The following is a 23889-nucleotide window of genomic DNA, read 5'->3' on the forward strand; positions in this document are numbered from 1 at the left end:
TCAGATCGGGAAGCTGGCACGATTTTGCGCGACCCCGATCAGCGCTGGAGCAATCCCTTGGCTACATGGGTGACCTGAATCTCGTTCGATCCTGCATAGATCATCAGCGACTTTGCATCGCGGGCGAGTTGCTCCACCCGATACTCAGCCATGTACCCGTTTCCTCCAAACAGCTGAACCGCTTCCATGGCAACTTCTGTCGCCGCACGCGAGGAGTACAGCTTCATCGCAGACGCCTGCGCGAGAGTCGGCGGCTTACCCGCTTGAGCAGCCTCAATAGCGACGAACAGCATGTTCTGGACATTCAGGCGCGCCACTTCCATCTCGGCGAGCTTGAGCTGGATCAACTGGAACTTGGCGATCTCCTGACCCCAGAGGGTGCGGGTCCGGGCGTAGTCGATCGACAGACGCTGAGCCTCGTTGATGATGCCCAGCGAGAGAGCGGCGATGCCGATCCGCTCGGCGGTGAAGCCCGCCTTGGCATTGTCGCCGCCACTGCGGTCGCCGGTCTCCTCGGTTTCGCCCAGCAAACGGTCGCGCGACACACGCACGTCGTCGAAGAACAGCTCGCCGGTGGGCGAGCTCATCATGCCCATCTTCTTGAAGGGCTTGCCGAGCGTGAGGCCTTCCATTCCGGCGTCGAGCACAAATGTCAGCACCTTGCGGTCACGCATCGGCGTGCCGTCGCCCTCGTCGAGCTTGGCGAAGACGACGATCGTGTCCGCGTACGGACCGTTGGTGATGAAGGTCTTGTTGCCTTTGAGGATGTAGTCGTCGCCGTCTCTGCGGACAGTGGTCTTCATGCCGCCGAGCGCATCCGACCCGCTGTCGGGTTCGGTGATGGCCCAGGCGCCGACCTTCTCCATCGTGACCAGCTCGGGCAGCCAACGCTTCTTCTGGGCGAGCGTTCCGCGGCTCCGGATGGTCGACACCGTCAGGCCCATCGACACGCCCATCGACGCGATGGTGCCGAGGGACACTCCGGCCATCTCCATGTTGAGGATCAGGAACATCGAATTGGCGAGCGTGCTGGAGCCGCCGCCCGCAGGCTTGGCCTCACCGGCTTCCTGCGCCGCGAGTTCTTTCTCCAGATTCTCGGCGTTCATCGAATCCATGCCGAAAGTCGACAGGAGCTTGCGGATGATGTCGTACGGCGGGAGTTTCCCGCTCTCGAGATCGTCGACGTACGGACGCACTTCTTTGTCGATGAACCCTCGGACGGCGTCTTGCACCATCCGGTCTTCGTCGGACCACTCGAACATGGAACCTCCAAGGAATTGAAACGTGTTCTACTTCGATCATGACCCTAGCGCCCCGACCGTGGACGCCACACCCTACGGCCGCATTCATCGTCCCGACTCCCTGACACCGGACGCTCTCGACGCTCGAACGTGGATGGGCGACGAGTCCCCCTCGGACGATCCCGATGGGGCGACACGCATCTGGGACGCTGCGCGCCACTGGTACGCCGTCGGCACACAGCCCGCTGTGCAGATATGCGTCCGACACCGCGGACGCATAGTGCTCGATCGTGCGATCGGGCACGGTCGCACTCCCCTCGAGCAGGTCACGGGATCGACACCGTTCTGCTTGTACTCGGCGTCGAAGGTGATCGCAGCCGTGGCGGTGTGGCGGCTGATCGACCAGGGCCTGCTGCGGCTCGACGACCGCGTCGCCGACCTGATCCCCGGGTACGGGACGCGGGGCAAGTCGTCGACGACGGTTGATCACGTCCTGACACACCGCGCGGGCGTGCCGTTCGCCTTCGCCGGGCTGGACGACCCCCTGCGCGCGGATGATCGCGACTACGTGCGGCGGAGCCTGAATCGCCTCTGGGCCGTCCATCCACCCGGGATGCTGCACATCTACCACGCGTTGACTTGGGGCCCGCTGGTCCGCGAGATCGTCGAGGCCGCCGCGGGCCGCGGCATCCGCGACTATGTGGCCGACGAGGTGACCGGCCCACTCGGACTGCGGTGGACCAACTTCGGAGTACATGCCGACGAACTCGTCGAGGTGGCGCACAGCCATGTGACCGGCCCCCGCGTTCGGGTGCCGATCGACACGGCGTTCGTGCTGTCCACCGGACACACCTTGGCCGCCACCATCACGGCATCCAATTCCCCCGATTTTCTGACCAGCGCCGTTCCGTCGTCGAATGGCGTGTCAACAGCGCGGGAGCTCTCCCGATTCGCCGAGATGCTGCTGCGCGGCGGCGAGGGTGTACTGCGGCCGGAGACCGTGGCGCGCGCCCGCCGACAGCGAAGGGTCCTGCGGCCCGACGTTGCGACATCCGGTTCGCCACTGCGGTGGGGCACGGGGTTCATGCTCGGGTCGCACTACTTCGGCCCGTTCGGCCGTCGCGCACCCGAAGCGTTCGGACACACCGGCCTCACGCACGTCGCAATGTGGGCCGACCCGAAACGCGAACTGTCCGTGGCCGTCATCGGCAGCGGCAAGACGCTCTCCGACGACGGCGGCCGCTACCGTGCCCTGATCAACACGATCGCCGCGTCCTTCCCCGCTGACTGAGGACAGGAATTGTCGTACGTGTGTGCGATGCTCGCGGCATGAATCGAGGTGACGAGATACTGGTGGTGCCGAAGGACTGCGTCCTCTGGTCTCATCACCAGCCGTATGCGGAAGCTGTGTTGGAAGACTACACGACGGTTGATCTCGACCAATGGAACAATCGACTGGCGAGGCTCCGCATCCCCGCCCGCGTGTACGCGACCGATGCCGACGGCGCACAGATCGAGTCCGGCGTCGGACACATCCGGCGCGGAGACCTCGAGGCCACGAGCACCCGGCTCGATCTCGGTCCCGAACCGACACTCAACCGTCTGTACCTGTGCGCTGCGTGGCTTCGGTCGCACGACGGTCGCGGAGGCCTCCGGCGGTTTCCCGACGTCCGCGATCCACACGACACGTCACGTCCGTTCGACATGATCGCCCGAGCACTCGACGCCTGTGAGCGAGTCCCGACGCTCGTCGAGACGGGCGCATTCCGCAACTGGTCGGGGTGGCCTGTCGCACCGGGTGTAGGCCACTCGCTGATGTCCCTGTACGGATGGGCGATCCACGGTCCGGGGCCGGACCGCCCACAGTTGCTCGACACCTATTCGGCGGCGAGCCTGGTCCGCTATGGCTGGATGGTCGGCGCGGGCGCCTCGCAGTTCTCGGTGCGCAGCTACGCGAGATACTCGAACCTCATTCACCGCTGGGCCGGGCAGGCGGGGACCAAACCCGAGATCGTCGAGCTGTGGCTCAATCGCGACTGGCAGCGACGTCTCGGTCGGACAGCTCTGCGGGGCGAACCGTCGTTGTGGTGAACGCCGACCCCGGCCGGATCGACACCTCGAAGTACGCACCGGGCGACACAGCCGCGAGCGCCTGCGCGACAGGCGACGCCACCACGACAAGCCCGTCGAACCCCTCTGTCGCGGAGACTACTCGGTCGACGAACTCGGTGATCGTCTCCCCACCGTGAGGGCGCGCGTCGGGGTCGGTGAACCACGCTTCCAGTTCGTCGGCAGGAACGTCCTGCGGTTCCACGCCGAGCCACCGTGCGATGTCCACGGTCGCCAACGACGGGTCCGGCTCGACGTTGATTCCCAGGATCCTGGCGGTCTCGCGAACCGACGTCTCCGGTCCCACACGCACTCCCCGGGGAACCACGATGTCGAGGCTCTCGATGTCACGTCGGCCTCGCTCGTCGAGCGGGTCGGTCTCGCCGCCGAACCGAACGGCACGATTGGGTGCGGTCCGGCCGGCGACGATCACGGTGAGCGGCATCAGGCCTGCACTGACTCCAAACGCTGCGCGGAGGCGGCCGTGCGGCGCATCATCAGCCCGATGAGACCCACGAACACCACTGTCAGCACCGCCCAGAGCAGAACCTGGTTGGCGATGGCGTACACGCGATAGTCCGCGATCACTTGGCCGGGGAATCCCGGTGCCACGATTCGATCGCCGTCCATGACGGGTCCGGGGACCTCGTGGAAGCTCGGCAGCAGAGCGCTGGTGACCGTCACGCCGATCAGGTAGGCGACCGCCGCCGACACTCCGGCCTGCAGCCCACCGATCCTGTCCGACAGCCACACCGCGAGCACGACCGCTGCGACGGCCAGCACGATCGAGATCAGCGTCAATGTCAGATATGAGCTGGACCGTGCCCCGATGGTGTCCTCCTCCCCGACCGCAGGCGGATTGGGCGGGTACACGAAGAACGGCACGCCGATGACGGCGACGAACGCGACGCCACCGAGTGACGCTGCGAGGGTGCGCGGGTCGGCCTCCGGCCTGCGTCGGCCGATGATCGCCCACGCCACCGTGAATGCGACAGCGAACAGCGCGCCGATCGCTACCGCGAAGACGACCGTGCCGACTCCGGCTCCGATGTTCTCCTGCACGGAGCGACTGAACAGTTCGTGACCGTGGTCGTGCGCTCCGCCTGCGAGTTCGGATTCCGCGTGGGATCGAATGTCCTCGTAGTCGATGGCCTCGGCTACCCGCGGTTCGATGAAGATCCGCGCAAAGATGAAGCTGACGATTCCGGCGACCAGACCGCTGAGCAGTCCGGCGCCGATGAAAGTGCGTTCCATTTTCTCTTGTTCTCCCGGTCCGTTGATCAGTGGCAGGGGAAGCCGAGGAAATGACGCGCGTCGTGCACGAACTCGTGGACGTGGGTGTCGCTGCCGAAGACGGAGACGGCGCCCTGGTCGTAGCCGAGGAAGTAGTACGCGAGAGATGCGACCAGCACCGTTGCGGTGAGGGTGAGTGCCGCCGAAGCCGCGGAGAGGTCCGGGAGCGCGAGAGCTCGCGGTGCCGTCTGTGCCGATGAAACGGTCATGGGAATCTATTCCTGTCCTGCGGATTTCGCGTCCGCCCAATGGATATGCACACCCGGGGCGACATCTGACTCGCCAGCCCCTCACGGGTCCGACTCACAGTGGCGCGACCGTTTCGGATTCTCACCGAATTCCCGCACCGGGATTTCGGCAGCGTACCGCGCCTCGGACGCGGAGTTGTCGGTGGCATGGGATTCAATGGAGTCGTGGCCACACGCGCAGCCGTTCTTCAGCGCATGCAGCCGGCGACCCGAGAGTGGTTCACCGGTGCTTTCGCCGCGCCGACGCCCGTTCAGCTCGGAGCATGGGACTCCATCTCGAAAGGCGATGACACGCTGGTCATCGCACCGACCGGCTCCGGCAAGACCCTCGCCGCGTTCCTGTGGGCCATCGACTCCCTCACACAGAACTCCGGATCTCCACGATCGGGAGTGAGCGTCTTGTACATCTCGCCGTTGAAGGCCCTCGGCGTGGACGTCGAACGCAACCTCGCCGCACCTCTGACCGGTATCGCGCACACCGCGGCACGCATGGGTGTCGAGCCGCCGCACGTCACGGTCGGCGTCCGGTCCGGCGACACGTCGACTGCCGATCGACGGGCCCTGCAACGCACGCCTCCAGACATCTTGATCACCACACCCGAGTCGCTGTACCTGATGTTGACCTCATCGGCGCGCGAGACGCTGACGTCGGTGCAGACGGTGATCATCGACGAAGTGCACGCCGTCGCGTCCACCAAACGCGGTACCCACCTCGCATTGTCGTTGGAACGACTCGACGACCTGCTCTCCTCGCGCGCACAGCGGATCGGGCTGTCGGCCACCGTCCGCCCAGAGGAGCGTGTCGCCGAGTTCCTGTCCGGGTCGGCACCATGCACAATCGTCAAACCGCCCGCCGCGAAGACGTTCGACCTGCGCGTCGAGGTCCCCGTCGACGACATGGCGAACATCCCGGCACCGCCGTCGGCCGGTGACCTCGACGGTCTGGACGATGCGTTCTCCCCCACCGCCGGGTCGCTGTGGCCGTTCATCGAGGAGTCGATCGTCGACGAGATCGAACGCAACCGGTCGACGATCGTGTTCGCGAACTCCAGGCGCCTGGCCGAACGACTCACTGCTCGCCTCAATGAGATCGCCGCGGCGAGAGCAGGCGACCCGGTGGATCTCGATGCGGCGAACCCCCAGGTCCCGGGCGGTATGCCGTCGATGGTGTCGACGTCTGGATCCACCCGCGGCGCGTCCCCGGTACTCGCTCGGGCACACCACGGCTCGGTCAGCAAGGACCAACGTGCGGCCATCGAGGACGACCTCAAGTCGGGCCGCCTCCGCTGTGTCGTGGCGACCAGCTCCCTGGAGTTGGGCATCGACATGGGTGCTGTCGACCTGGTGGTCCAGGTGGAGGCGCCGCCGTCGGTCGCGTCCGGGCTGCAGCGCATCGGCCGCGCAGGTCACCAGGTCGGCGAGATCAGCAAGGGTGTGCTGTACCCCAAGCACCGGACCGACCTGATCCACTGCACGGTCACCGTGGACAGGATGGGCCGCGGACAGATCGAGTCGCTCGCGGTGCCGACGAACCCGCTCGACATCCTCGCGCAGCAGACGATCGCCGCGACCGCCGCGGGCGACGTGAGCGTCGACGACTGGTTCACGACCGTCCGCCGTGCGATGCCGTACAAGAGCCTCACCCGCGACGTGTTCGACGCGGTCCTCGACCTCATCTCGGGTCGCTACCCGTCAGACGAGTTCGCCGAACTCCGTCCACGGGTCGACTACGACCGATCCACCGGCGTCCTCACCGCCCGCCGGGGCACCCTCCGCCTCGCCGTCACCTCCGGCGGAACCATCCCCGACCGCGGCCTCTTCGGGGTGTTCCTCACCGGCTCGTCCGACAACGGACAGCTGCGCCGAGTCGGCGAGCTCGACGAGGAGATGGTCTACGAGTCGCGGGTCGGCGACGTGTTCGCACTCGGCGCCTCGAGTTGGCGGATCGAGGAGATCACCCACGACCGAGTCCTCGTCTCCCCGGCGTTCGGCCAGCCGGGGCGACTCCCGTTCTGGATCGGCGACGCGCAGGGCCGTCCCGCCGAACTCGGCGAGGCGATCGGCAAGTTCGTCGGACAGGTGTCCGACGACGCCAAACTGTCGGCACAAGCGGACCGGCTAGGGCTGACGGCGCGTGCCCGCGACAACCTGTCGGCACTGCTCACCGAACAGAAGCAGGCCACCGGGGCGTTGCCCACTGACCGCACGCTGATCGTCGAACGCTTTCGAGACGAACTCGGCGATTGGCGGCTGGTCCTGCACTCGCCCTACGGGCTGCGTGTCCATGCGCCGTGGGCGTCTGCGATCGCCTCCCAGTTGTCGGCGAGGCTCGGGCTGGACGGCGCGACCACGGCGACCGACGACGGGGTCATCGTCCGGCTCCCCGACACCGACGATGCACCGCCCGGCGCCGAGGTGTTCACCGTCGATCCCGCAACTGTCGAGGATCAGGTGACGAGGGCACTCGCCGACTCGTCGATGTTCGCGTCGAGATTCCGTGAGTGCGCGGCGCGAGCGCTCCTGCTGCCTCGCCGTGATCCCGGCCGACGGGCTCCGCTGTGGCAGCAGCGCCAGCGGAGCGCACAGTTGCTGTCGGTGGCGTCGCAGTTCCCTGACTTCCCGATCATCTTGGAGACGGTCCGCGAATGCCTCGCCGACGTGTACGACCTCCCTGCCCTGATCGCGCTGCTCACCCGCATCTCATCCCGCAAGGTCCGGGTCGCCGAGGTCGAGACGGCGTCGCCGTCCCCGTTCGCGGCGTCGATGCTCCTCGGCTACGTCGGCGCGTTCATGTATGACGACGACGCACCGCTCGCCGAACGCCGCGCCACAGCGCTCTCGCTCGACACCGCGCTCCTCGCTCAGTTGCTGGGCCGGGTGGATCTGCGCGAACTGCTCGATCCCGCGGTCATCGCCGACGTGGTCGCACGTCTGCAGCGGACCGCTCCGCAACGTCGGGCGCGCGATGCGGAGGACGTCGGAGACATGGTGCGGTGGCTGGGTCCCCTCACATCCGAGGAGATCGCCGCACGGTGCCTCGACGATGTCGACTCCGACGCCGCGCTGACAGTTCTCCTGTCAAGCGGCCGCGTGATCGCGATCCGGCACCGCGGCGTCGACCTGTATGCCGCGGTCGAGGACGCTGCTCGCCTCCGCGACGGCCTGGGCGTTCCGCTGCCCCTCGGTGTTCCCGCCGACTTCCTCGCCGCAGTGCCCGACCCGATCGGCGACCTCGTTCATCGCTTCGCTCGAACGCATGGCCCCTTCACGGCCGACGACGCGGTCGCGGCTCTCGGCATGGCGCCTGCCGTCGTCGCCTCGGCACTCGAGACACTCGCGGCGCGGCACACCGTGGTCGAAGGCGAGTTCGTGCCCCTCGACGGGCCGCACCGATCCCAGTGGTGTCATTCCGACGTGCTCGGCCAACTGCGGCGAGGCTCCCTCGCAGCGGGCCGCGCCGATGTCGAGCCCGTTCCCACCCAGGTGTACGCGCGTTTCCTCCTCGACTGGCAGCACGTGGCGCCCCAGACTCGACTGCGGGGCGTCGCCGGAGTCGCGGAGGTCGTCGAGCAACTCGCAGGCCACCCCGTTCCGGCGTCCGCCTGGGAGACGCTCGTCCTGCCCGCACGCGTCATCGACTACGCGCCGTCGATGCTCGACGAGCTTCTCGCCTCGGGCGAGGTCTGCTGGTCGGGACACGGTTCGATCAGCGGTTCAGACGGATGGGTGGCGCTGCACCTCGCCGATGCCGCTCCCCTGACTCTGCGCGAACCCGACGATGTCGAACTCACGACCGTTCACGAATCGGTATTGGCCTCCCTCGACGGAGGCGGAGCCCTACGCGCCTCAGCTCTGGTCGAAGCGACGGGCGCCGACGAAGCGTCGGTGACGGCCGCCGTGTGGGACCTCGTGTGGTCGGGACGTCTCACCAACGACTCGTTCAGTGTTGTGCGCGCCGCACTGACACCTGCCCGATCGGCGTCCGCGCCCGCGCATCGCACACGCGGCCGCGCTCCTCGACTGCGGACGGCGCGCCTGTCGTCGCGTTACCTCGCAGGTGTGGACGGTCCGAGCCGCACGTCGCCGCTCCTGCAAGGCCGATGGTCCGTGCTGCAGCGACCCGACGTCGACTCGACCGCTGGAGCGGCCGCGACCTGCGAGATCCTTCTGGATCGGTACGGGGTGGTCACCAAGGGGTCAGTCACGGTGAGCGACGTCGACGGCGGATTCTCGCGGGTCTACAAAGCCCTCACCGTGTTCGAGGACGGCGGCCAAGTTCGCCGCGGATACTACGTCGACGGGCTCGGCGGCGCCCAGTTCGCGGCGGGTGCGACAGTCGATCGTCTCCGCGACGAGTTGCGGGTGCCACGCGAACGGGAGGCGGAGGCAGTCCTGCTCGCCGCGACCGACCCCGCGAACCCGTACGGCGCCGCCCTCGACTGGCCTGAGTCGGCTGACGGGCACCGCCCCGGACGCAAGGCCGGCGCCGTTGTCGTCCTGGTGTCCGGTGCATTGACCGTGTTCATCGAGCGTGGCGGGAAGACCGTCCTGACCTTCACCGACAACGTCGACGCCCTCGCGGCCGCAGCGGTGGCGGTCGCCGACGCGGTCCGCGCGGGCCGTGTCCCCCGCATCCACGTCGATCAAGTCGACCAGACGCCGGTGTCGACCACTGCATTCGGCCGTGAACTGGTGAACGCCGGATTCTCGTCGACCCCACGTGGTCTCCGCATGAACTACGACCCGAGGATGGGCTGATTCACCAGTGCCCGAAGGCGACACCATTTACGCGCTGGCGCGCCGCCTCCATGAGGTGCTGGCGGACGCGACCCTCACACACACCGACTTCCGGGTTCCTCGCTGGGCCCTCACCGACCTGTCCGGGGGTCGCATCACTGCGGTTCGGTCGGTCGGCAAACACCTCTTCATGGATGTCGAGCGACATGACGGCAGCGCCGTCTCGATCCATTCTCACTTGAAGATGGAGGGCGCGTGGGACGTCCACCGGCTGGGAACACGGTGGCGCAGACCAGGCCATTCGGCGCGCGTGGTGCTGCGCGCAGGCGACACTGAGGCCGTCGGCTTCAACCTCGGAGTGCTCGAGGTGGTCGCCGACCCGGCTGCGGCGGTCGCCCATCTCGGGCCGGATCTGCTCGGCGACGATTGGGATCCGGATCTGGCGGTGACGAACCTCGCCGCCGATCCCGACACACTCGTCGGCGCCGCCTTGCTCGACCAGCGTCTCCTGGCCGGTGTCGGCAACGTCTTCCGCAGCGAGATCTGCTTCCTTCTACGGGTGTCGCCGTACACCCGGACCGGCGACGTGGACCTTCCCGCTGTAGTGCAGACTGCCCGCAGGCTGCTGTGGGACAACCGGGTGCGCAGCGTTCGATGCACGACCGGCGTGCTGATCCGCGGCAAGGAACTGTGGGTGTACGGACGCGATCGGAAGCCGTGCCGGCGTTGTGGGGAGACGATCGTCCGCTCCGACCTCGACGGCCGCGTCGTGTACATGTGTCCTCGGTGTCAGGCAGGAGCCGCCGCCGGCGGGTGAACTGCGGCCGACATCCCATCCAGCGGGCCGTCCCACCCCGCGCGAGCCCGCGGCGTCCTACGTTCGGCGGAACCTGCCATCGGAGAATTGAGAGAAGGACCTGCCCGTGGACATCGCCGAACGCATCGACGCACTCGAACAGATCGAGGAGATCAAGACGCTCAAGTACCGATACTGGAGGGCCTGCGACGCCAAGGATCCGCAAGGCTTCCGGGACGCGTTCATATCGTCCGGCGCACGCATCGACTACGGCAGGCTCGGTTCGTTCGACGACGTCGAGCCCATGGCGCAGATCTTCGAGCAGGTCGCGCTCCACACGGTGGACGGCAAACACGTCATCTTCGACATGCATCACGGCATGCATCCCGACATCACGCTCACCGGACAGCACACCGCGACCGGCAGGTGGACATTGCGGTTCCGCCAGGTCAATCTCCTGGAGAACACCGAGACCGTCTCCACCGGCGAGTACCGAGACGAGTACGTCATCGAAGACGGTCGGTGGAAGACGTCGACGTGCTCCTTCACTGAGACCTGGTCGATGACGCGTCCCCTCGATCCGGCGGCCACGGTGTCCGAGGGAACGTTCGGGAGCATCGGATGAAGTTCGGAGTGTCGCTGTTCACCTGCGATCGAGGCATCACTCCGGCGGCGGCGGCTCGGTCCGCGGAGGCACACGGCTTCGACCACATCTACGTCCCCGAGCACACGCACATTCCCGTCGTCAGGAGTTCCAACCACCCGGCGACCGGCGACGAGACTCTGCCCGACGACCGGTATCTCAGAACACTCGATCCGTGGGTCAGTCTCGCGTCGGCCGCGTCGGTCACCGAGCGGATCGGTTTGGGCACCTCCGTCGCACTTCCGCTGGAACATGATCCGATCGCGCTTGCGAAGACGATCGCAACTCTCGATCACCTGTCGGGCGGTCGGGTCACGTTCGGCGTCGGGTTCGGATGGAACCTCGAGGAACTCGCAGATCACGGCGTTCCGCCCGCGAAACGACGGACTGCGCTCAAGGACTACCTCGCCGCCATGCAGGCGCTGTGGACGTCCGGCGAGGCCGAGCACGACGGGCCGTTCGTGTCCTTCGGACCCAGCTGGGCCTGGCCGAAACCAGTGCAGCAGCCTCGACCCGAGATCCTCCTCGGTGCAGGCGGAACGGAGAAGAACTTCGAGTGGATCGTCGCTGCAGGCGACGGTTGGATCACCACTCCGATCGAGGAGGCAGTCGAAGGCGGCATCGAACGCCTGACAACGCTGTGGGAGCAGGCCGGCCGCGACGGGTCGCCGCGGGTGGTCGTGCTGGGAGACACTCCGGATCCCGGCGCCCTCGCGAGGTGGCGAGACGTCGGCGTATCCGAAGTGATCTTCTCACTTCCCGACGACACGGCAGACGCGGTCGAGACCTTCATCGCCGAGTTGGCGACCGCCGTCGCGCCGTTCCGGTAGATCCCGGCGTCAACGTCGGCGACGTTTCCCGGTCTGGAACCGAGGAACGTCGCCAACGTGGCGAGATGAGTCTTCCGCCCCGCGCACACGTGACCATCGCCCCTCGCCTCGGCGTTCATCCGGTCCAAGAATGGAGGCATGAGCAACGATCCGGTGACCGTGATGACCGACGACCAAGCGTGGGAGATGCTCACCGGCACCGTCTTCGGTCGGGTGGCGGTGTCCGTGGATGACCGTCCCGACATCTTCCCGGTGAACGTCCACGTCGACGCCGCGGCGGGGACGATCCTCCTGCGAACTGCGGAGGGCACCAAACTGTCGATGATGGCGGTCAACAGCCACGTCGTCTTCGAGACAGACGCTTTCACCAGCAGGGTCGGCTGGAGTGTCGTCGCCCGAGGACGTGCCCGCGTCCTCGTCACAACCGACGAGGTCCTGCGCGCCGATCAGACCCCACTGCGCCCATGGATCCCGACGTTGAAGACGCAGTACGTCGAGATCACCGTTGACCGTGTCGCCGGGCGACGTTTCACGATCGGGCCGGAGCCTCAGCGAATCATCTCCTGACGATCTGGCGAGGGTGAGGTCATCTGGGAAGCATGGTTTCGCGTGCGAATCCGATGACCTCACCCGCGTCGATGTGCACGGACTGCGCCGCGGTGACCGCGTTGGCTTCCAGGTACGCCGACACGATTCTCTCGCCCGCTGCATACCCGGCGCCGGTGGGAACGCCGACCGGCGCAGTCCCGAAGAGGCTCGCGGTAGCGTCCCCGTGAATCCACGCGGTGAAGTTCTGCATCCCCGTCACGTCGAGCCCTGACGCGACCTTCGCGACGACGGCGTAGTCGTCGCGCGTCGATTGGGAGACAAAGTGGGTGTATCCCAGATCGCCGCACAGTTCGACGGCGAAGTGGTCGGCAAGCCCCTCGGCCACGACCTGCTCACCGACGGTTACGGTCTGCGGATCCCACACGATTCCGCCTGGGGCGTATCGGACGTTGTGGTGGAGTTCGTGCACTGCGATCGCTTCCAGGCGGTCCAGGACGACGTCGGTCGGCCAGACCGTGATCACGATGAAGCCGCTGATCCCGCCGAAGGCCGAAAGACCTCTCACCTCATCCATGAAGTGTGCATTCGTCGGGTCACCGACGACGAGGAGGACAGTCAGATCAGGCACCACGACGCCGGGAACAGCGGCTGCGATCGTGTCTGCCCCACGTCTCAGCGCCTCACTCAGCCGGTTCCATGCGTCGTGCTCGGCCAGTCGGTCGACTGCCCCGCGGACGACATCGGTCGCACCGACAACCGGAAATCCGAAGTTCTGCCGGTGCACCTGCTCCAGGTCGAGTTGGCCGGGAACGAACCGATACATGTCACGCATTGGTGACCACATCGCACGGACACCGTCAGCCCGTGAGCCCTCTTCCCCATCGAGTATCGCCGTCATCGCCGCCGCGCTGTCAATCACTGAGATCGTCATGCCGCCGACGGTAGAGCCTGACGTCAGGTGAGACTCAAGCTCGTGGGTCCAGGGCCAACACACCTACTCCGGAACGGGAACAGGCTCGAGGATCTCTCGTCGTGCCTCGGGCGCAGCGGCGCGCAGGGCGTCCGCGGAGGAGTCGTCGGGCTGTCGCTGCGACGCGATCTCTGCCTCCACTCGCGCCGTGTAGTTCTCGACCTCCCACGCTGTGGTCGCTTCGTCCCAGCCCAGGATCGGGGCCATCAGTTCAGCCACTTCGCGAGCGCAGTCCACTCCGCGATGGCTGTACTCGATCGCGATCCGCGTGCGACGAGCGAGTACGTCCTCGAGGTGCAGGGCGCCCTCGGTCGCAACGGCGTACACCACCTCGGCGCGCAGGTACTGCGGCGCGGCGTCGAGTGGCTTGAGCAGCGACGGGTCGGCCTCCGCGTCGTACAGCACGTCGTCGAGCAGTGAACCGTAGCGGTTCAGGAGCCGGCGGATGCGATACGGATGCAGTCCGAATCGCTGCCCCAGGTGCTCACACTGGTTGATGAGCGCGAAGTAGCCGTCGGCGCCGACGAGCGGCACCCGCTCGGTGATCGACGGCGCCACCCGTGACGGCAGGTAGTCGGTGCACGCGTCGACGGCGTCGGCGCCCATCACGCGGTACGTCGTGTATTTGCCGCCCGCGATCGACACCAGCCCCGGCGCGACGACGGCCACCGCGTGCTCGCGCGAGAGTGTCGAAGTGCCTTCGTCTTCACCGGCGAGAAGGGGCCGGAGTCCTGCGTACACGCCTTCGATGTCGTCGTACGTCAGCTTGGTGACCAGTTCGGTATTGACTCGATCGAGGATGTAATCGATGTCCTTGCGCGTCGCAGCGGGGTGCGCGAGGTCGAGGTTCCAGTCGGTGTCGGTGGTGCCGATGATCCAGTGGGTCTCCCACGGGATCACGAACAGCACCGAACTCGCGGTCCGCAGGATGATCGCCGTCTCGCTGACGATCCGGTCGCGGGGCACCACGATGTGCACGCCTTTGGAGGCGCGGACAGTGAAGTGGCCACGCTGTTTCGACAGCGCCTGGACCTCATCGGTCCACACACCGGCCGCGTTGATCACACAGTGGGCACGGACTTCCGTGGTCTCGCCGGTCTCGCTGTCGCGAAGCTTGACGCCCTTGATTCGGTCGGCCTCGGTGAGGAATCCGATCGCCTGAGTCGAGGTGCGGACCACCGCACCGTAGTTCGATGCCGTGCGGGCGAGGGTGAGGCTGTGGCGCGCGTCGTCGACAACGGTGTCGTAGTACCGGATCCCACCGATCAGCGAGCTGCGCTTGAGTCCGGGCGCCACCCGCAGCGCACCGGACCGCGAGACGTGCTTCTGGCCGGGGACCGACTTCGCGCCGCCCATCCTGTCGTACAGGAAAAGGCCTGCCGCCATGTAGGGCCGCTCCCAGAAACGTCGGGTGAGCGGCGCGAGGAACGGCAGCGGTTTCACCAGGTGAGGCGCGAGGAGACGCAGCGACAGTTCGCGTTCGCGCAGCGCTTCTTTGACGAGCCCGAACTCGAACTGCTCCAGGTAGCGCAGACCGCCGTGGAACATCTTGGACGAACGGCTCGATGTACCGGACGCGATGTCGCGCGCCTCGACGAGCGCGACCCGCAGGCCACGAGTCGCAGCGTCCAGCGCCGCACCGACTCCGACGACACCTCCGCCGATGACGACGATGTCGAACTGTTCGGTGCCGAGTCGTCGCCATGCCTCATCGCGGTAAGCGGGGCTCAGGTCGGCGGGCCGGTCGGGGTTGAACTCGCTGTCCATGGGCATCGAGCCTACCGGAGAGTAACCGGATGTGACGTGACACACTGTCCAACGTGAGTTCTCCCGGACAGTACGTCGTCTCGATCGATCAGGGCACCACCTCCACGCGCGCGATGGTCTTCGACCGCGCCGGGACAGTGGTCGCGAGTGAACAACTCGAACACGAGCAGATCTTCCCCCGCGCAGGCTGGGTGGAGCACGACGCGGTCGAGATCTGGCGCAACACCCGACGGGTCGCCGCCGCCGCTCTCGCCGCTGTGGAGATCCTGCCCGGAAACATCGTGGCCTGCGGCATCACCAACCAGCGCGAGACGACAGTCGTGTGGGACCGGGCGACCGGCGAGCCCGTCTACAACGCCATCGTCTGGCAGGACACGCGCACCGATGCGATCTGCCAGGAACTCGCCGAAGACGGTGGCGTCGACCGCTACCGCAAGCGGACCGGGCTCCCCCTCGCCGCGTACTTCGCGGGCCCCAAGGTGCGGTGGATCCTCGACAACGTCGACGGCGCCCGCGAACGCGCCGAACGAGGCGAGCTGGCCTTCGGCACGATCGATTCGTGGCTCGCGTGGAACATGACCGGCGGTCCGAACGGCGGACTGCACGTCACCGACGTGACGAACGCGTCGCGCACCTTGCTGATGGACCTGAGCACCCTGCAGTGGGATCCGGAGATCTGCGCCGAGATCGGCGTACCCATGTCGATGCTGCCGGAGATCCGCAGCAGCTCTGGCGTTATCGCCCCGCTGCGCAAGGAAGGCGCACTGCCCGGCGTTCCGCTCGCAGGCATCCTCGGCGACCAGCAGGCGGCCATGTTCGGTCAGGCGTGCCTCGAGCCCGGAGAGGCGAAGAACACGTACGGCACCGGCAACTTCCTGCTGCTCAACACCGGCACCGAGCCCGTCTACTCCGAGCACGGCCTGCTGACCACGGTCTGCTACCGGCTCGATGGAGAAGACGCACGCTACGCGCTCGAAGGTTCCATCGCGGTGACCGGATCGCTCGTCCAGTGGCTGCGCGACAATCTCGGTCTCATCTCCGATGCTCGCGAAGTCGAGACGCTCGCCAAGCAGGCCGACGACAACGGCGGCGTCTACTTCGTCCCGGCGTTCTCCGGTCTCTTCGCACCGCGCTGGCGTGCCGACGCGCGCGGCGTCATCGTTGGACTGACCCGATTCGCGAACCGAAATCACATCGCCCGCGCAGTGCTCGAGGCCACCGCATACCAGACCCGCGAAGTGATCGAGGCGATGGAAGCCGACTCCGGGGTCACCCTCCACACGCTGAAAGTGGACGGCGGAATGGTCCTGAACGAACTGCTGATGCAGTTCCAGTCCGACATCCTGTCGGTACCCGTCGTCCGACCCGTCGTGAACGAGACGACCGCTCTGGGCGCCGCGTACGCGGCGGGCCTTGCCGTCGGCTATTGGGAGAGCACCGACGACATCCGCGCGAACTGGGCGCAGGGCGGACGTTGGGATCCGTCGATGCCCGACGCCGACCGCGCTGCGCTCTTCGCAGGCTGGAACAAGGCCGTCGAGCACAGCTTCGACCTGGCCTGACTCAGATTTCGACCACATCGAGCCGCAGAACCTCTTGACATACAACCGAATGGTTGTATGTTTGAGACATGACCGAGGACGACGAGGACAGGGCGGACGCCATGTTCCACGCGCTCTCCGACAGGACGAGGCGGGACATTCTCCGCCGTGTCCTCGCCGGGGAGCACTCGGTCAGCGCACTGGCGGAGAAGTACACGATGAGCTTCGCCGCCGTGCAGAAACACGTCGCCGTTCTCGAGAAGGCCGGACTGCTGACCAAGCGGCGCGACGGCCGGCAGCAGTTGGCCTCGGGCGACGTGAACGCCGTCCGCTCGGTGACGTCGATGCTCGCCGACATCGAGCAGATCTGGCGCGGACGGATCGCCCGCATCGATGAGCTCCTCGCCGCCGACCCACCCGAATCCCACTGACTCACCACCCATCACACAAGGAGACGAAGCCATGCCTGTCATCTCAGCAACCCCCGACCTCGACAACCTCACCCTCACGATCACCGCGGAGTTCGCGGCACCCGTCGACCGGGTATGGCAGGTGTACGCCGACCCGCGTCAGCTCGAGCAGATCTGGGGTCCGCCCACGTACCCCGCCACGTTCGTCGACTTCGACTTCGCGCCCGGCGGCCAGGCCCGCTACTACATGACCTCGCCCGAAGGCGAGAAGTTCGGCGGCTGGTGGAAGTTCACCGCCATCGACGCGACGACCTCGTTCTCGTTCACCGACGGATTCGCCGACGGCGACCTCAACCCGGTCGACGGGATGCCGGTGTCGACGAACGTCTACGAGTTCTCACCGACCGAGACGGGCACACGGGCGGTGTACACGTCGACCTACGCGTCCGCCGAAGACCTCCAGAAGGTCCTCGAGATGGGTGTTGTGGAAGGCGCGTCGATGGCGATCAACCAGATCGACGCACTGCTCGCCGCCTGACGTTCGTCACACCACGAGTGGACGGCCGGATCGCACCCATGCGGTGATCCCGCCGTTCACTCGTTTCGCGGACCGGCCCAGACCGACGAGCACGGCGACAGCGTCTGCCGAGGCCAGGCAGTACGGCCCCGAGCAGTAGGCGACGACGTCCGCAGATTCGGGAAGCTCCGCAATCCTGCGGTCCAGATCTGCGACCGGAATCGACACGGCGCCCTCGACGTGGCCTCGGGCGTAGTCGTCCGCGGACCTCACGTCGACGAGCACAACGTCGTCCTCACGGAGCCTGCGGTCGAGTTCGGCGACGTCGACACTCTCCATCGGCGGGCGTCGCCGGTACAGATCGGCCAGTTCGTCTCGCAGTTCCGCGAGTGAACCCGCCGCGTAGTCGGCGAACGCGCCGAGGAAGGCCGACGTCGCGCTGTCAGCGATCCGATAGTGGATGTGGACACCCTCACGCCGTGACTGGACCAACTGCGCCGCACGGAGCTGCTGCAGCTGTGCCGACGTGTTCTTGACGGGGAGTCCGGTGGCGTCGGCGAGCTCTTCGACGGTGTGCTCCCCCGTCTCGAGCCGATCCAGCAAGCGCAGTCGCAACGGGTTCGACAGCGCCTTGCCGATACGTGACAGCTGACTGTAGATCTCGTCGTCGCCACTCACGACGACGCCTCCACCGGTTCGCGTCGCCACGCTCTCGCAGCAGAGAACTCGGCGAACGCGACTACGACGCCGAGCACTGCGAGAACCGCGAAGCCGAAGCTCAGCAGGCGCGCCGAGTCGACGATGTCGGGTCCGCCGAGGGAGACGAGCACACCTGCGAGCGCCGACCCGAAAGCGTTGGCGATGAGCTGGCTCGTGTTGAGACCGGCAGAGGCCTGTGCAGCCTCCGCGTCGTCGGTGCTCACCCGCATTCCGGCGGTGAACCAGTGCGCCATGGCCATGCCGATGCCACACCCCGCGAACAACAGCGTGACGTACCACCCGACGACCACCCAGCCGCCCGGATCCGCCACCTGCAGCAGCCCGTAGGCCAGCAGACCGACACCGAGGACGATCGGCCCCGCGACCCGCACCGCCCGCCGCATCCGATCGGTCTCGGCACCACTGCTCCAGATGGATGCGATGGTCCAACCCCAGGAGATCGCCGCGCCGAGGAAGCCCGCCGCAAGAGGCGACAGGCCGCCGATCCGCTGACCGAACAGCGGAATGAACGTCTCCACGGTCGACACCGCGGCGAGCACCACAATGGCGAGGTAGATCCAGCGCAGCGGCGAGCGCCCCCGGTACGTCATCTCAGGCAGTACTCGACTGGTCGCGCCACGCTCGTACAGGATGAACGCGGCCGCCGCGATCGCCGCGACGCCGAGAAGCGCGACAGTGGCGGCGCCGTCCACGATCGACGCGATGCTGACTGCAGCGGCCGTCGAGGTCAACAGGGCGAGCGAGATCCACGGCACCGGGTCGGACGACACACCCGCCCCCGCGCCCGACGGAAGAGCGCGGAACGTGAGGGCGACCAGACCGAGGGCGATCGCCGCGAGAAGGCCGAAGGCTCCACGCCAGAGCCCGATCTGCGCGAAGAATCCGCCGACGATCGGACCGACGACATTGCCGACGCCCCACATCGCCGACATCAAGGCGATCGCTCGCTGCCAGAGGTTCGGCGGCAGAACCGTTCTGACGACGGCGAATCCGAGGCCTGCGAGGAGCCCGGCCGCGAGCCCCTGCAGTCCTCGCCCGACGAGCATGACGACCATGGTCGGCGCACCGCCGGCGATCGCGGTGCCGACTGCAAAGGCGATGAATCCGGTCGAGTACGACCATCGCGCCCCGAACCGCGCGAGGAGGCGACTGACCAGCATCGACGAGATGACGGACGCCACCAGGAACACCGTCATCGTCCACGAGTACAGCTCTTCGCCGCCGATGTCGGCGATCGCGTTCGGCAGCAGACTCGTCGTCAGATACACGTTGATCGCGTACAAGGCCACGCCACCGGCCATCACGATCACCGACGCACGATGATCGCGCCCCATCAACTCACGCCAAGCACCCATATTCCAAAGATTATTAGAGTATGTGCTCGTGGTCCAGTCAGTCGAGGTCGTCGTGCCGAACGAGCTGACGCGCGGCCTCGGCGACGGAACCCGACAGCGACGGGTACACCGAGAACGTGCTCGCGACCTCGGACACCTGCAGCTTGTTCTCCACTGCCAAGGCGATCGGCAGGATCAGTTCTGAGGCGTTCGGCGCGACGACGACGCCACCGATCACCACACCGGTCGCGGGGCGGCAGAAGATCTTGATGAAGCCACGACGCAGCCCGGACATCTTGGCCCGGGGATTGGTCTTGAGCGGCAGCATCACGGTGCGGGCCGGGTACTCCCCCGCGTCGATCGCCTTCTGCGACACTCCGACGTTGGCGATCTCCGGACGCGTGAAGATCGCGGACGCGACGGTCTTGAGCCGCAGCGGGCTGACACCCTCGCCGAGCGAGTGGTACATCGCGATGCGGCCCTGCATGGCGGCGACGGATGCGAGGGGCAGCAGGCCCGTGCAGTCGCCTGCCGCGTAGATGCCGGGCACCGAGGTGCGCGACACGCGGTCGACGGTGATGTAGCCACCACGGTCCACCGCGACGCCCGCATCCTCGAGCCCGAGGCCCTCCGTGTTCGGAACCGAGCCGACAGTCATCAGGACGTGCGTTCCGACGACGGTCTTGCCGTCCGCGAGGTGAACTGTCGCAGTGGTCTCGTCGCGCGTCACCTCATCGGCACGAGCGTGCTTGATGAGTGTGACTCCACGCTCGGAGAAGGCGTCCTCGAGAACGAGTGCAGCGTCCTCGTCCTCGTGCGGGAGCACACGGTCGCGGCTCGACACGAGGGTCACCTTGACTCCGAGCTCGGTGTAGGCGTGGGCGAACTCGGCTCCGGTGACACCCGAGCCCACGATGATCAGGTGCTCTGGCAGTTCGGTCAGGTCGTACAGCTGTCGCCAGTTGAGGATGCGCTCGCCGTCGGGCACCGCAGTCGGAAGCACACGCGGTGATGCGCCGGTCGAGATGAGGACGACGTCGCCTTCGAACTCCTGCTCCGTGCCGTCCTTGAGAGTGGCTACGACGGTGTGCGCACCGATACCCGGCTTGGTGTCTGCGAGTCGTGCACGCCCCGACACGATCTTGACGCCCTCGGAGGTGAGGCGCGCACGGATGTCGGCCGACTGCGCGAACGCGAGGTCCTTCACGCGCTGGTGGATGCGCGGAAGGTCGATCTGTGAGGCGTCCACCTGCACGCGGACGCCGAGGTCCTGTGCGCGTCGGACGTCGGTGCGAATGCCGGTCGATGCGATGAACGTCTTGGACGGAACGCAGTCCCACAGGACGCAGGCGCCGCCGGGTCCGTCGGAATCGATCATCGTGATGTCGGCGCCGTACGCTGCGCCGGCCAGTGCCGCCTCGTACCCGGCCGGGCCTCCACCGATGATGACGATTCTGGACACAGTGGCACGCTCCTGTACGAAGTGGGACGGATTGACTACTCAAACTTAGCCGGGTCGCGGTTCCGCCGCATCGCGGAAGCGAATAGGCTGGCCGCGTGCCCATCTACGCCGCGTACGCCTCGAACATGGATCCTGCGCAGATGCTGCAGCGAGCTCCCCACTCGCCGATGTCGTCGACCGGCTGGTTGTGCGGCTGGCGGCTGACGTTCGCGGGCGACGACATCGGCTGGGAGGGATCCCTCGCGACCGTCACCGAAGACCGCGACGACCCGGACGCTCGAGTGTTCGTGGTGCTGTACGACGTTCCCGATGAGGACGAGAAGAATCTCGACCAGTGGGAGGGCACCGAGCTCGGTGTCCACCGCAAGATCCGGGCGCGCGTCGACACCGCTGACGGGCCCGTGCTGGCGTGGCTGTACGTGATCGACGGCTACGAGGGCGGCCTTCCGTCGGCCCGGTACCTCGGTGTGATGGCGGACGCCGCCGAAGTCGCAGGCGCACCCGCCGACTACGTCCAACGCCTCCGCCTGCACGAAGCGCGCAACGTCGGCCCCGGCCCCGCCGCGCCCCTCGACGACGACTGACCAGTCACTCCACTTCCCCTGCACGCGCGATCCTCCTGCTCGTTGAGCGAGCGAAGCGAGTCGAAGCGTCGCGACAGACACGCTGACGATCACACGAGATAGCTCATGGTGACGGCACACTTCGACTCGCTGCGCGGGTCTTGAGCGAGCTTGCGAGTCGAAGGCGCTCAACGGGCAGGAAGTCGCGTCGCTTGCCAAACTGCGGCGCAGAGGCGCTGGAGTCGGGGAACTGGAGTCGTTCGCGCGAGTCGGTCAAGGTCAAGCGCCGAGAATGACTCCGGCGAGGGTCGCGATCCCGACGCCGAGTGCGCGTTCGTCGATGTCGAAGTTCGGTTGGTGAAGGTCGCACATCGGTCCGGTGCCGCTCCACACGCCGAGTCGAGCCATAGCGCCGGGCACCTTCTCCAAGTACCAGGCGAAGTCCTCCCCGCCGGGCGACTGCGGTGTGTCGACCTCCGCATCGGGACCGATTCCGGCAACGGCGTGACGCAGCATCTGGACCGAGTCGACGTCGTTCACCACCGGCGGCACACCGCGGAAGTATGTGATGTCGCACGCGACGCCGAGCGGTGCCGCGATCTCGCCGATCACGCTGCGGACCAGCGGTTCGAGCAGCTGCCACGTCTCGTGATCACCGGTCCGGACGGTGCCGCGCATGCGACCCTCTTGCGGGATCGCATTCGGAGCGTTGCCGGAGTGGACGGCGCCCCAGGCCATGACGGTCCCCGACCGCGGGTCGACGCGGCGCGACAGGATGCCGGGCAGCCCGGTGATGATCGCGCCCATCGCGTACACGAGGTCGCTGGTGAGGTGCGGGCGTGAGCTGTGACCGCCGGGCCCGTGCAGATGCACTTCCACTCGGTCGGCCGCAGACGTGAGCGGCCCGGGTCGCAGGCCCACGGTGCCCACCTTGAGATGGGGGTCGCAATGCAACGCGAAGATCCGACTCAGCCCGTCGGTCACCCCGGCGTCGATCGCGTCGAGCGCTCCTCCGGGCATCACCTCTTCGGCGGCCTGGAACAGCAGGCGCACACCGACTTTGAGGTCGCCCGCCTTGTGGATCTCGTTCAGCAGCATGCCGACGCCCATCAGGATCGCGGCGTGCGCGTCGTGTCCGCACGAGTGCGAGACGCCCTCGTTGCGCGACGCGAACGGCAGGCCGGTCTGCTCGGGGACGGGCAGCCCGTCGAGGTCGGCGCGCAGACCGATGCGCGGTGCGTCGACCGGTCCGAGATCGCACACCACACCGGTGCCTTTGGGCAGCACGGTCGGGGCGAGACCGGCCTCGGTCAGGACACGTACGACGGTCGCGGTCGTCTTCGTCTCGGCCATCGACAGCTCGGGCGACGCGTGGATCTCACGCCGCAGGGCGATCGCCTGGTCGAGGTTGGCGGCGAGCCAGTCCTCGATGACCGGATTCATCAGAGGAGAGTCGCCGGGGTCGGCGTGTTCAGATCATCGAGCAGCGGCAGACGCAGGCCGCGCTTGATGACGGCCTGGTTGTCGCCGACGAGCGCGGTCCGCGTGCGGGCCACCTCGCGAGCACGTTCGAGAAGCGCGTCGGCACCGACGGCCTCGTCGACGATCCCGGCGGCGACAGCGTCGTCGCCGCCGTACCGACGACTGGTCAGCATCGCCTCGGTGGCGGTCGCATCCGGCATGCGGGTGCGCACCAGCGCGGCCATACCGCGAGTGAAAGGCATGTTGAGCGCAGCCTCGGGCAGCGACCAGAACCCACGATCGTTGCGCATGATTCGGTGGTCCGCACACAGCGCGAGCATCGCGCCCGCACCGAACGCGTGGCCGTTGATCGCGACGATCACCGGCGCGGGAACGGTCAAGACCTTGGCGTACAACGCGTGGACGGTGTCGAGGTACGCGGGAAGCTTGTCACCGTTGGCGAACACGTAGTCGGTGTCGAGGCCGTTGGAGAAGAACTTTCCGGTCGCCGAGATGATCAGCGGCTTCCGCGCGGCGACCGCCTCGTCGATCAGAGCGGTCACCGACGGCATCCACTCGACGCCGAATCGGTTCTCCGGATTGGTCTCGTCCAATTCGACGCCTTCGGCGCCCAGATAGAGCTCGGCTGCGTCATCGGTCACGTTCAAGTACGGCATAGCTGAGAACCATATCGTAGG

At 67.0% G+C, this 23889-nt stretch carries 22 protein-coding genes and 1 riboswitch; of the genes, 11 read left to right on the top strand and 11 right to left on the bottom strand.

Going from position 1 to position 23889, the window contains the following annotated elements; translation table 11 throughout:
• Positions 1-38: 38 nt before the first annotated feature.
• Positions 39-1262: an acyl-CoA dehydrogenase family protein gene (locus WFK36_RS15100; protein WP_008379850.1), complete on the bottom strand. Its 1224-nt coding sequence runs from the start codon at positions 1260-1262 to the stop codon at positions 39-41.
• A gap of 133 nt (positions 1263-1395) precedes the next feature.
• Here WFK36_RS15100 and WFK36_RS15105 point away from each other — a divergent pair, with 133 nt between their 5' ends.
• Positions 1396-2532 (top strand): serine hydrolase domain-containing protein, encoded by a 1137-nt coding sequence (locus tag WFK36_RS15105; RefSeq protein WP_336793076.1) that lies wholly within the window; start codon positions 1396-1398, stop codon positions 2530-2532.
• 38 nt (positions 2533-2570) lie between these two features.
• Positions 2571-3332 carry an 8-oxoguanine DNA glycosylase OGG fold protein gene (locus WFK36_RS15110; protein WP_336792665.1) on the top strand — a complete coding sequence of 254 codons (762 nt, stop codon included), beginning with the start codon at positions 2571-2573 and terminating at the stop codon, positions 3330-3332.
• Here the strand turns inward: WFK36_RS15110 and WFK36_RS15115 are convergent.
• From WFK36_RS15115 to WFK36_RS15125, 3 genes are read right to left on the bottom strand one after another with little or no spacing between them, the layout of a single operon-like run.
• Positions 3268-3795: a histidine phosphatase family protein gene (locus tag WFK36_RS15115; protein ID WP_336792666.1), complete on the bottom strand. Its 528-nt coding sequence runs from the start codon at positions 3793-3795 to the stop codon at positions 3268-3270. The two genes, WFK36_RS15110 and WFK36_RS15115, sit on opposite strands and share 65 nt — an antisense overlap.
• Positions 3795-4604, bottom strand: a complete 810-nt coding sequence (locus WFK36_RS15120) for a CbtA family protein (RefSeq protein ID WP_336792668.1) — start codon at positions 4602-4604, stop codon at positions 3795-3797. Before WFK36_RS15120 ends, WFK36_RS15115 begins: the two co-directional genes overlap by 1 nt.
• Before the next feature lie 26 nt (positions 4605-4630).
• Positions 4631-4852 carry a CbtB domain-containing protein gene (locus WFK36_RS15125; RefSeq protein WP_008379858.1) on the bottom strand — a complete coding sequence of 74 codons (222 nt, stop codon included), beginning with the start codon at positions 4850-4852 and terminating at the stop codon, positions 4631-4633.
• A gap of 40 nt (positions 4853-4892) precedes the next feature.
• Positions 4893-5033, bottom strand: a riboswitch (cobalamin riboswitch).
• Positions 5034-5038: 5 nt separating this feature from the next.
• Between WFK36_RS15125 and WFK36_RS15130 the strand changes: the two genes are divergently transcribed.
• From WFK36_RS15130 to WFK36_RS15150, 5 genes are all read left to right on the top strand, one after another.
• Complete coding sequence (locus WFK36_RS15130; protein WP_419717500.1) at positions 5039-9649, top strand: ATP-dependent helicase; 4611 nt, start codon at positions 5039-5041, stop codon at positions 9647-9649.
• Positions 9650-9656: 7 nt separating this feature from the next.
• The gene (locus WFK36_RS15135; protein ID WP_336792669.1) at positions 9657-10445 is read left to right on the top strand and encodes a DNA-formamidopyrimidine glycosylase family protein; all 789 of its coding nucleotides are present in this window, start codon (positions 9657-9659) and stop codon (positions 10443-10445) included.
• A gap of 106 nt (positions 10446-10551) precedes the next feature.
• Complete coding sequence (locus tag WFK36_RS15140; RefSeq protein WP_336792670.1) at positions 10552-11049, top strand: nuclear transport factor 2 family protein; 498 nt, start codon at positions 10552-10554, stop codon at positions 11047-11049.
• A complete protein-coding gene (locus WFK36_RS15145; protein WP_336792671.1) occupies positions 11046-11897 on the top strand; it encodes an LLM class F420-dependent oxidoreductase in 852 nt (283 codons plus the stop codon). Before WFK36_RS15140 ends, WFK36_RS15145 begins: the two co-directional genes overlap by 4 nt.
• A 138-nt stretch (positions 11898-12035) precedes the next feature.
• Positions 12036-12464 carry a pyridoxamine 5'-phosphate oxidase family protein gene (locus tag WFK36_RS15150; RefSeq protein WP_336792672.1) on the top strand — a complete coding sequence of 143 codons (429 nt, stop codon included), beginning with the start codon at positions 12036-12038 and terminating at the stop codon, positions 12462-12464.
• A gap of 19 nt (positions 12465-12483) precedes the next feature.
• On the opposite strand, the gene WFK36_RS15155 is transcribed toward WFK36_RS15150, so the two are convergent.
• On the bottom strand, positions 12484-13377 hold the full coding sequence (locus WFK36_RS15155; RefSeq protein ID WP_336792673.1) for a DUF2268 domain-containing putative Zn-dependent protease: 894 nt from the start codon (positions 13375-13377) through the stop codon (positions 12484-12486).
• Between the two features lie 63 nt (positions 13378-13440).
• Positions 13441-15183, bottom strand: a complete 1743-nt coding sequence (locus WFK36_RS15160) for a glycerol-3-phosphate dehydrogenase/oxidase (RefSeq protein WP_336792675.1) — start codon at positions 15181-15183, stop codon at positions 13441-13443.
• A 113-nt stretch (positions 15184-15296) separates the two neighbouring features.
• Between WFK36_RS15160 and glpK the strand changes: the two genes are divergently transcribed.
• The 3 genes from glpK to WFK36_RS15175 all read left to right on the top strand — a co-directional run bounded on the left by glpK (position 15297) and on the right by WFK36_RS15175 (position 17672).
• Complete coding sequence (gene glpK / locus WFK36_RS15165) at positions 15297-16745, top strand: glycerol kinase GlpK (protein WP_052005422.1); 1449 nt, start codon at positions 15297-15299, stop codon at positions 16743-16745.
• A 68-nt stretch (positions 16746-16813) separates the two neighbouring features.
• Positions 16814-17155, top strand: coding sequence for an ArsR/SmtB family transcription factor (locus WFK36_RS15170; protein WP_008379871.1), 342 nt, complete (start codon positions 16814-16816; stop codon positions 17153-17155).
• Positions 17156-17186: 31 nt separating this feature from the next.
• The gene (locus tag WFK36_RS15175) at positions 17187-17672 is read left to right on the top strand and encodes an SRPBCC family protein (RefSeq protein ID WP_008379872.1); all 486 of its coding nucleotides are present in this window, start codon (positions 17187-17189) and stop codon (positions 17670-17672) included.
• Between the two features lie 6 nt (positions 17673-17678).
• On the opposite strand, the gene WFK36_RS15180 is transcribed toward WFK36_RS15175, so the two are convergent.
• From WFK36_RS15180 to WFK36_RS15190, 3 genes are read right to left on the bottom strand one after another with little or no spacing between them, the layout of a single operon-like run.
• The gene (locus WFK36_RS15180; protein ID WP_336792676.1) at positions 17679-18329 is read right to left on the bottom strand and encodes an ArsR/SmtB family transcription factor; all 651 of its coding nucleotides are present in this window, start codon (positions 18327-18329) and stop codon (positions 17679-17681) included.
• On the bottom strand, positions 18326-19726 hold the full coding sequence (locus tag WFK36_RS15185) for an MFS transporter (RefSeq protein WP_336792677.1): 1401 nt from the start codon (positions 19724-19726) through the stop codon (positions 18326-18328). Before WFK36_RS15185 ends, WFK36_RS15180 begins: the two co-directional genes overlap by 4 nt.
• Before the next feature lie 37 nt (positions 19727-19763).
• Entirely contained in the window at positions 19764-21167 is a 1404-nt protein-coding gene (locus WFK36_RS15190; protein ID WP_336792678.1) for an NAD(P)H-quinone dehydrogenase, read from the bottom strand.
• A 95-nt stretch (positions 21168-21262) separates the two neighbouring features.
• Here WFK36_RS15190 and WFK36_RS15195 point away from each other — a divergent pair, with 95 nt between their 5' ends.
• A complete protein-coding gene (locus WFK36_RS15195) occupies positions 21263-21751 on the top strand; it encodes a gamma-glutamylcyclotransferase family protein (protein WP_008379879.1) in 489 nt (162 codons plus the stop codon).
• A gap of 258 nt (positions 21752-22009) precedes the next feature.
• Here the strand turns inward: WFK36_RS15195 and WFK36_RS15200 are convergent, their stop codons facing one another.
• Both WFK36_RS15200 and WFK36_RS15205 read right to left on the bottom strand, forming a co-directional pair.
• Positions 22010-23173, bottom strand: a complete 1164-nt coding sequence (locus WFK36_RS15200) for an amidohydrolase (RefSeq protein WP_336792679.1) — start codon at positions 23171-23173, stop codon at positions 22010-22012.
• The gene (locus tag WFK36_RS15205; RefSeq protein WP_008379883.1) at positions 23173-23868 is read right to left on the bottom strand and encodes an enoyl-CoA hydratase/isomerase family protein; all 696 of its coding nucleotides are present in this window, start codon (positions 23866-23868) and stop codon (positions 23173-23175) included. The genes WFK36_RS15200 and WFK36_RS15205 overlap by 1 nt, the downstream gene beginning before the upstream one ends.
• Positions 23869-23889 lie beyond the last annotated feature (21 nt).

The organism is Gordonia malaquae, from assembly GCF_037148075.1.
Classification (GTDB): domain Bacteria; phylum Actinomycetota; class Actinomycetes; order Mycobacteriales; family Mycobacteriaceae; genus Gordonia; species Gordonia malaquae.

Coding starts and splice junctions, on each gene's coding strand:
- WFK36_RS15100 (WP_008379850.1), bottom strand. CDS start 1,262: ATGTTCGAGTGGTCCGACGAAGACCGGATGGTGCAAGACGCCGTCCGA.
- WFK36_RS15105 (WP_336793076.1), top strand. CDS start 1,396: ATGGGCGACGAGTCCCCCTCGGACGATCCCGATGGGGCGACACGCATC.
- WFK36_RS15110 (WP_336792665.1), top strand. CDS start 2,571: ATGAATCGAGGTGACGAGATACTGGTGGTGCCGAAGGACTGCGTCCTC.
- WFK36_RS15115 (WP_336792666.1), bottom strand. CDS start 3,795: ATGCCGCTCACCGTGATCGTCGCCGGCCGGACCGCACCCAATCGTGCC.
- WFK36_RS15120 (WP_336792668.1), bottom strand. CDS start 4,604: ATGGAACGCACTTTCATCGGCGCCGGACTGCTCAGCGGTCTGGTCGCC.
- WFK36_RS15125 (WP_008379858.1), bottom strand. CDS start 4,852: ATGACCGTTTCATCGGCACAGACGGCACCGCGAGCTCTCGCGCTCCCG.
- WFK36_RS15130 (WP_419717500.1), top strand. CDS start 5,039: ATGGGATTCAATGGAGTCGTGGCCACACGCGCAGCCGTTCTTCAGCGC.
- WFK36_RS15145 (WP_336792671.1), top strand. CDS start 11,046: ATGAAGTTCGGAGTGTCGCTGTTCACCTGCGATCGAGGCATCACTCCG.
- WFK36_RS15150 (WP_336792672.1), top strand. CDS start 12,036: ATGAGCAACGATCCGGTGACCGTGATGACCGACGACCAAGCGTGGGAG.
- WFK36_RS15155 (WP_336792673.1), bottom strand. CDS start 13,377: ATGACGATCTCAGTGATTGACAGCGCGGCGGCGATGACGGCGATACTC.
- WFK36_RS15160 (WP_336792675.1), bottom strand. CDS start 15,183: ATGGACAGCGAGTTCAACCCCGACCGGCCCGCCGACCTGAGCCCCGCT.
- glpK (WP_052005422.1), top strand. CDS start 15,297: ATGGTCTTCGACCGCGCCGGGACAGTGGTCGCGAGTGAACAACTCGAA.
- WFK36_RS15170 (WP_008379871.1), top strand. CDS start 16,814: ATGACCGAGGACGACGAGGACAGGGCGGACGCCATGTTCCACGCGCTC.
- WFK36_RS15175 (WP_008379872.1), top strand. CDS start 17,187: ATGCCTGTCATCTCAGCAACCCCCGACCTCGACAACCTCACCCTCACG.
- WFK36_RS15185 (WP_336792677.1), bottom strand. CDS start 19,726: ATGGGTGCTTGGCGTGAGTTGATGGGGCGCGATCATCGTGCGTCGGTG.
- WFK36_RS15200 (WP_336792679.1), bottom strand. CDS start 23,173: ATGAATCCGGTCATCGAGGACTGGCTCGCCGCCAACCTCGACCAGGCG.
- WFK36_RS15205 (WP_008379883.1), bottom strand. CDS start 23,868: ATGCCGTACTTGAACGTGACCGATGACGCAGCCGAGCTCTATCTGGGC.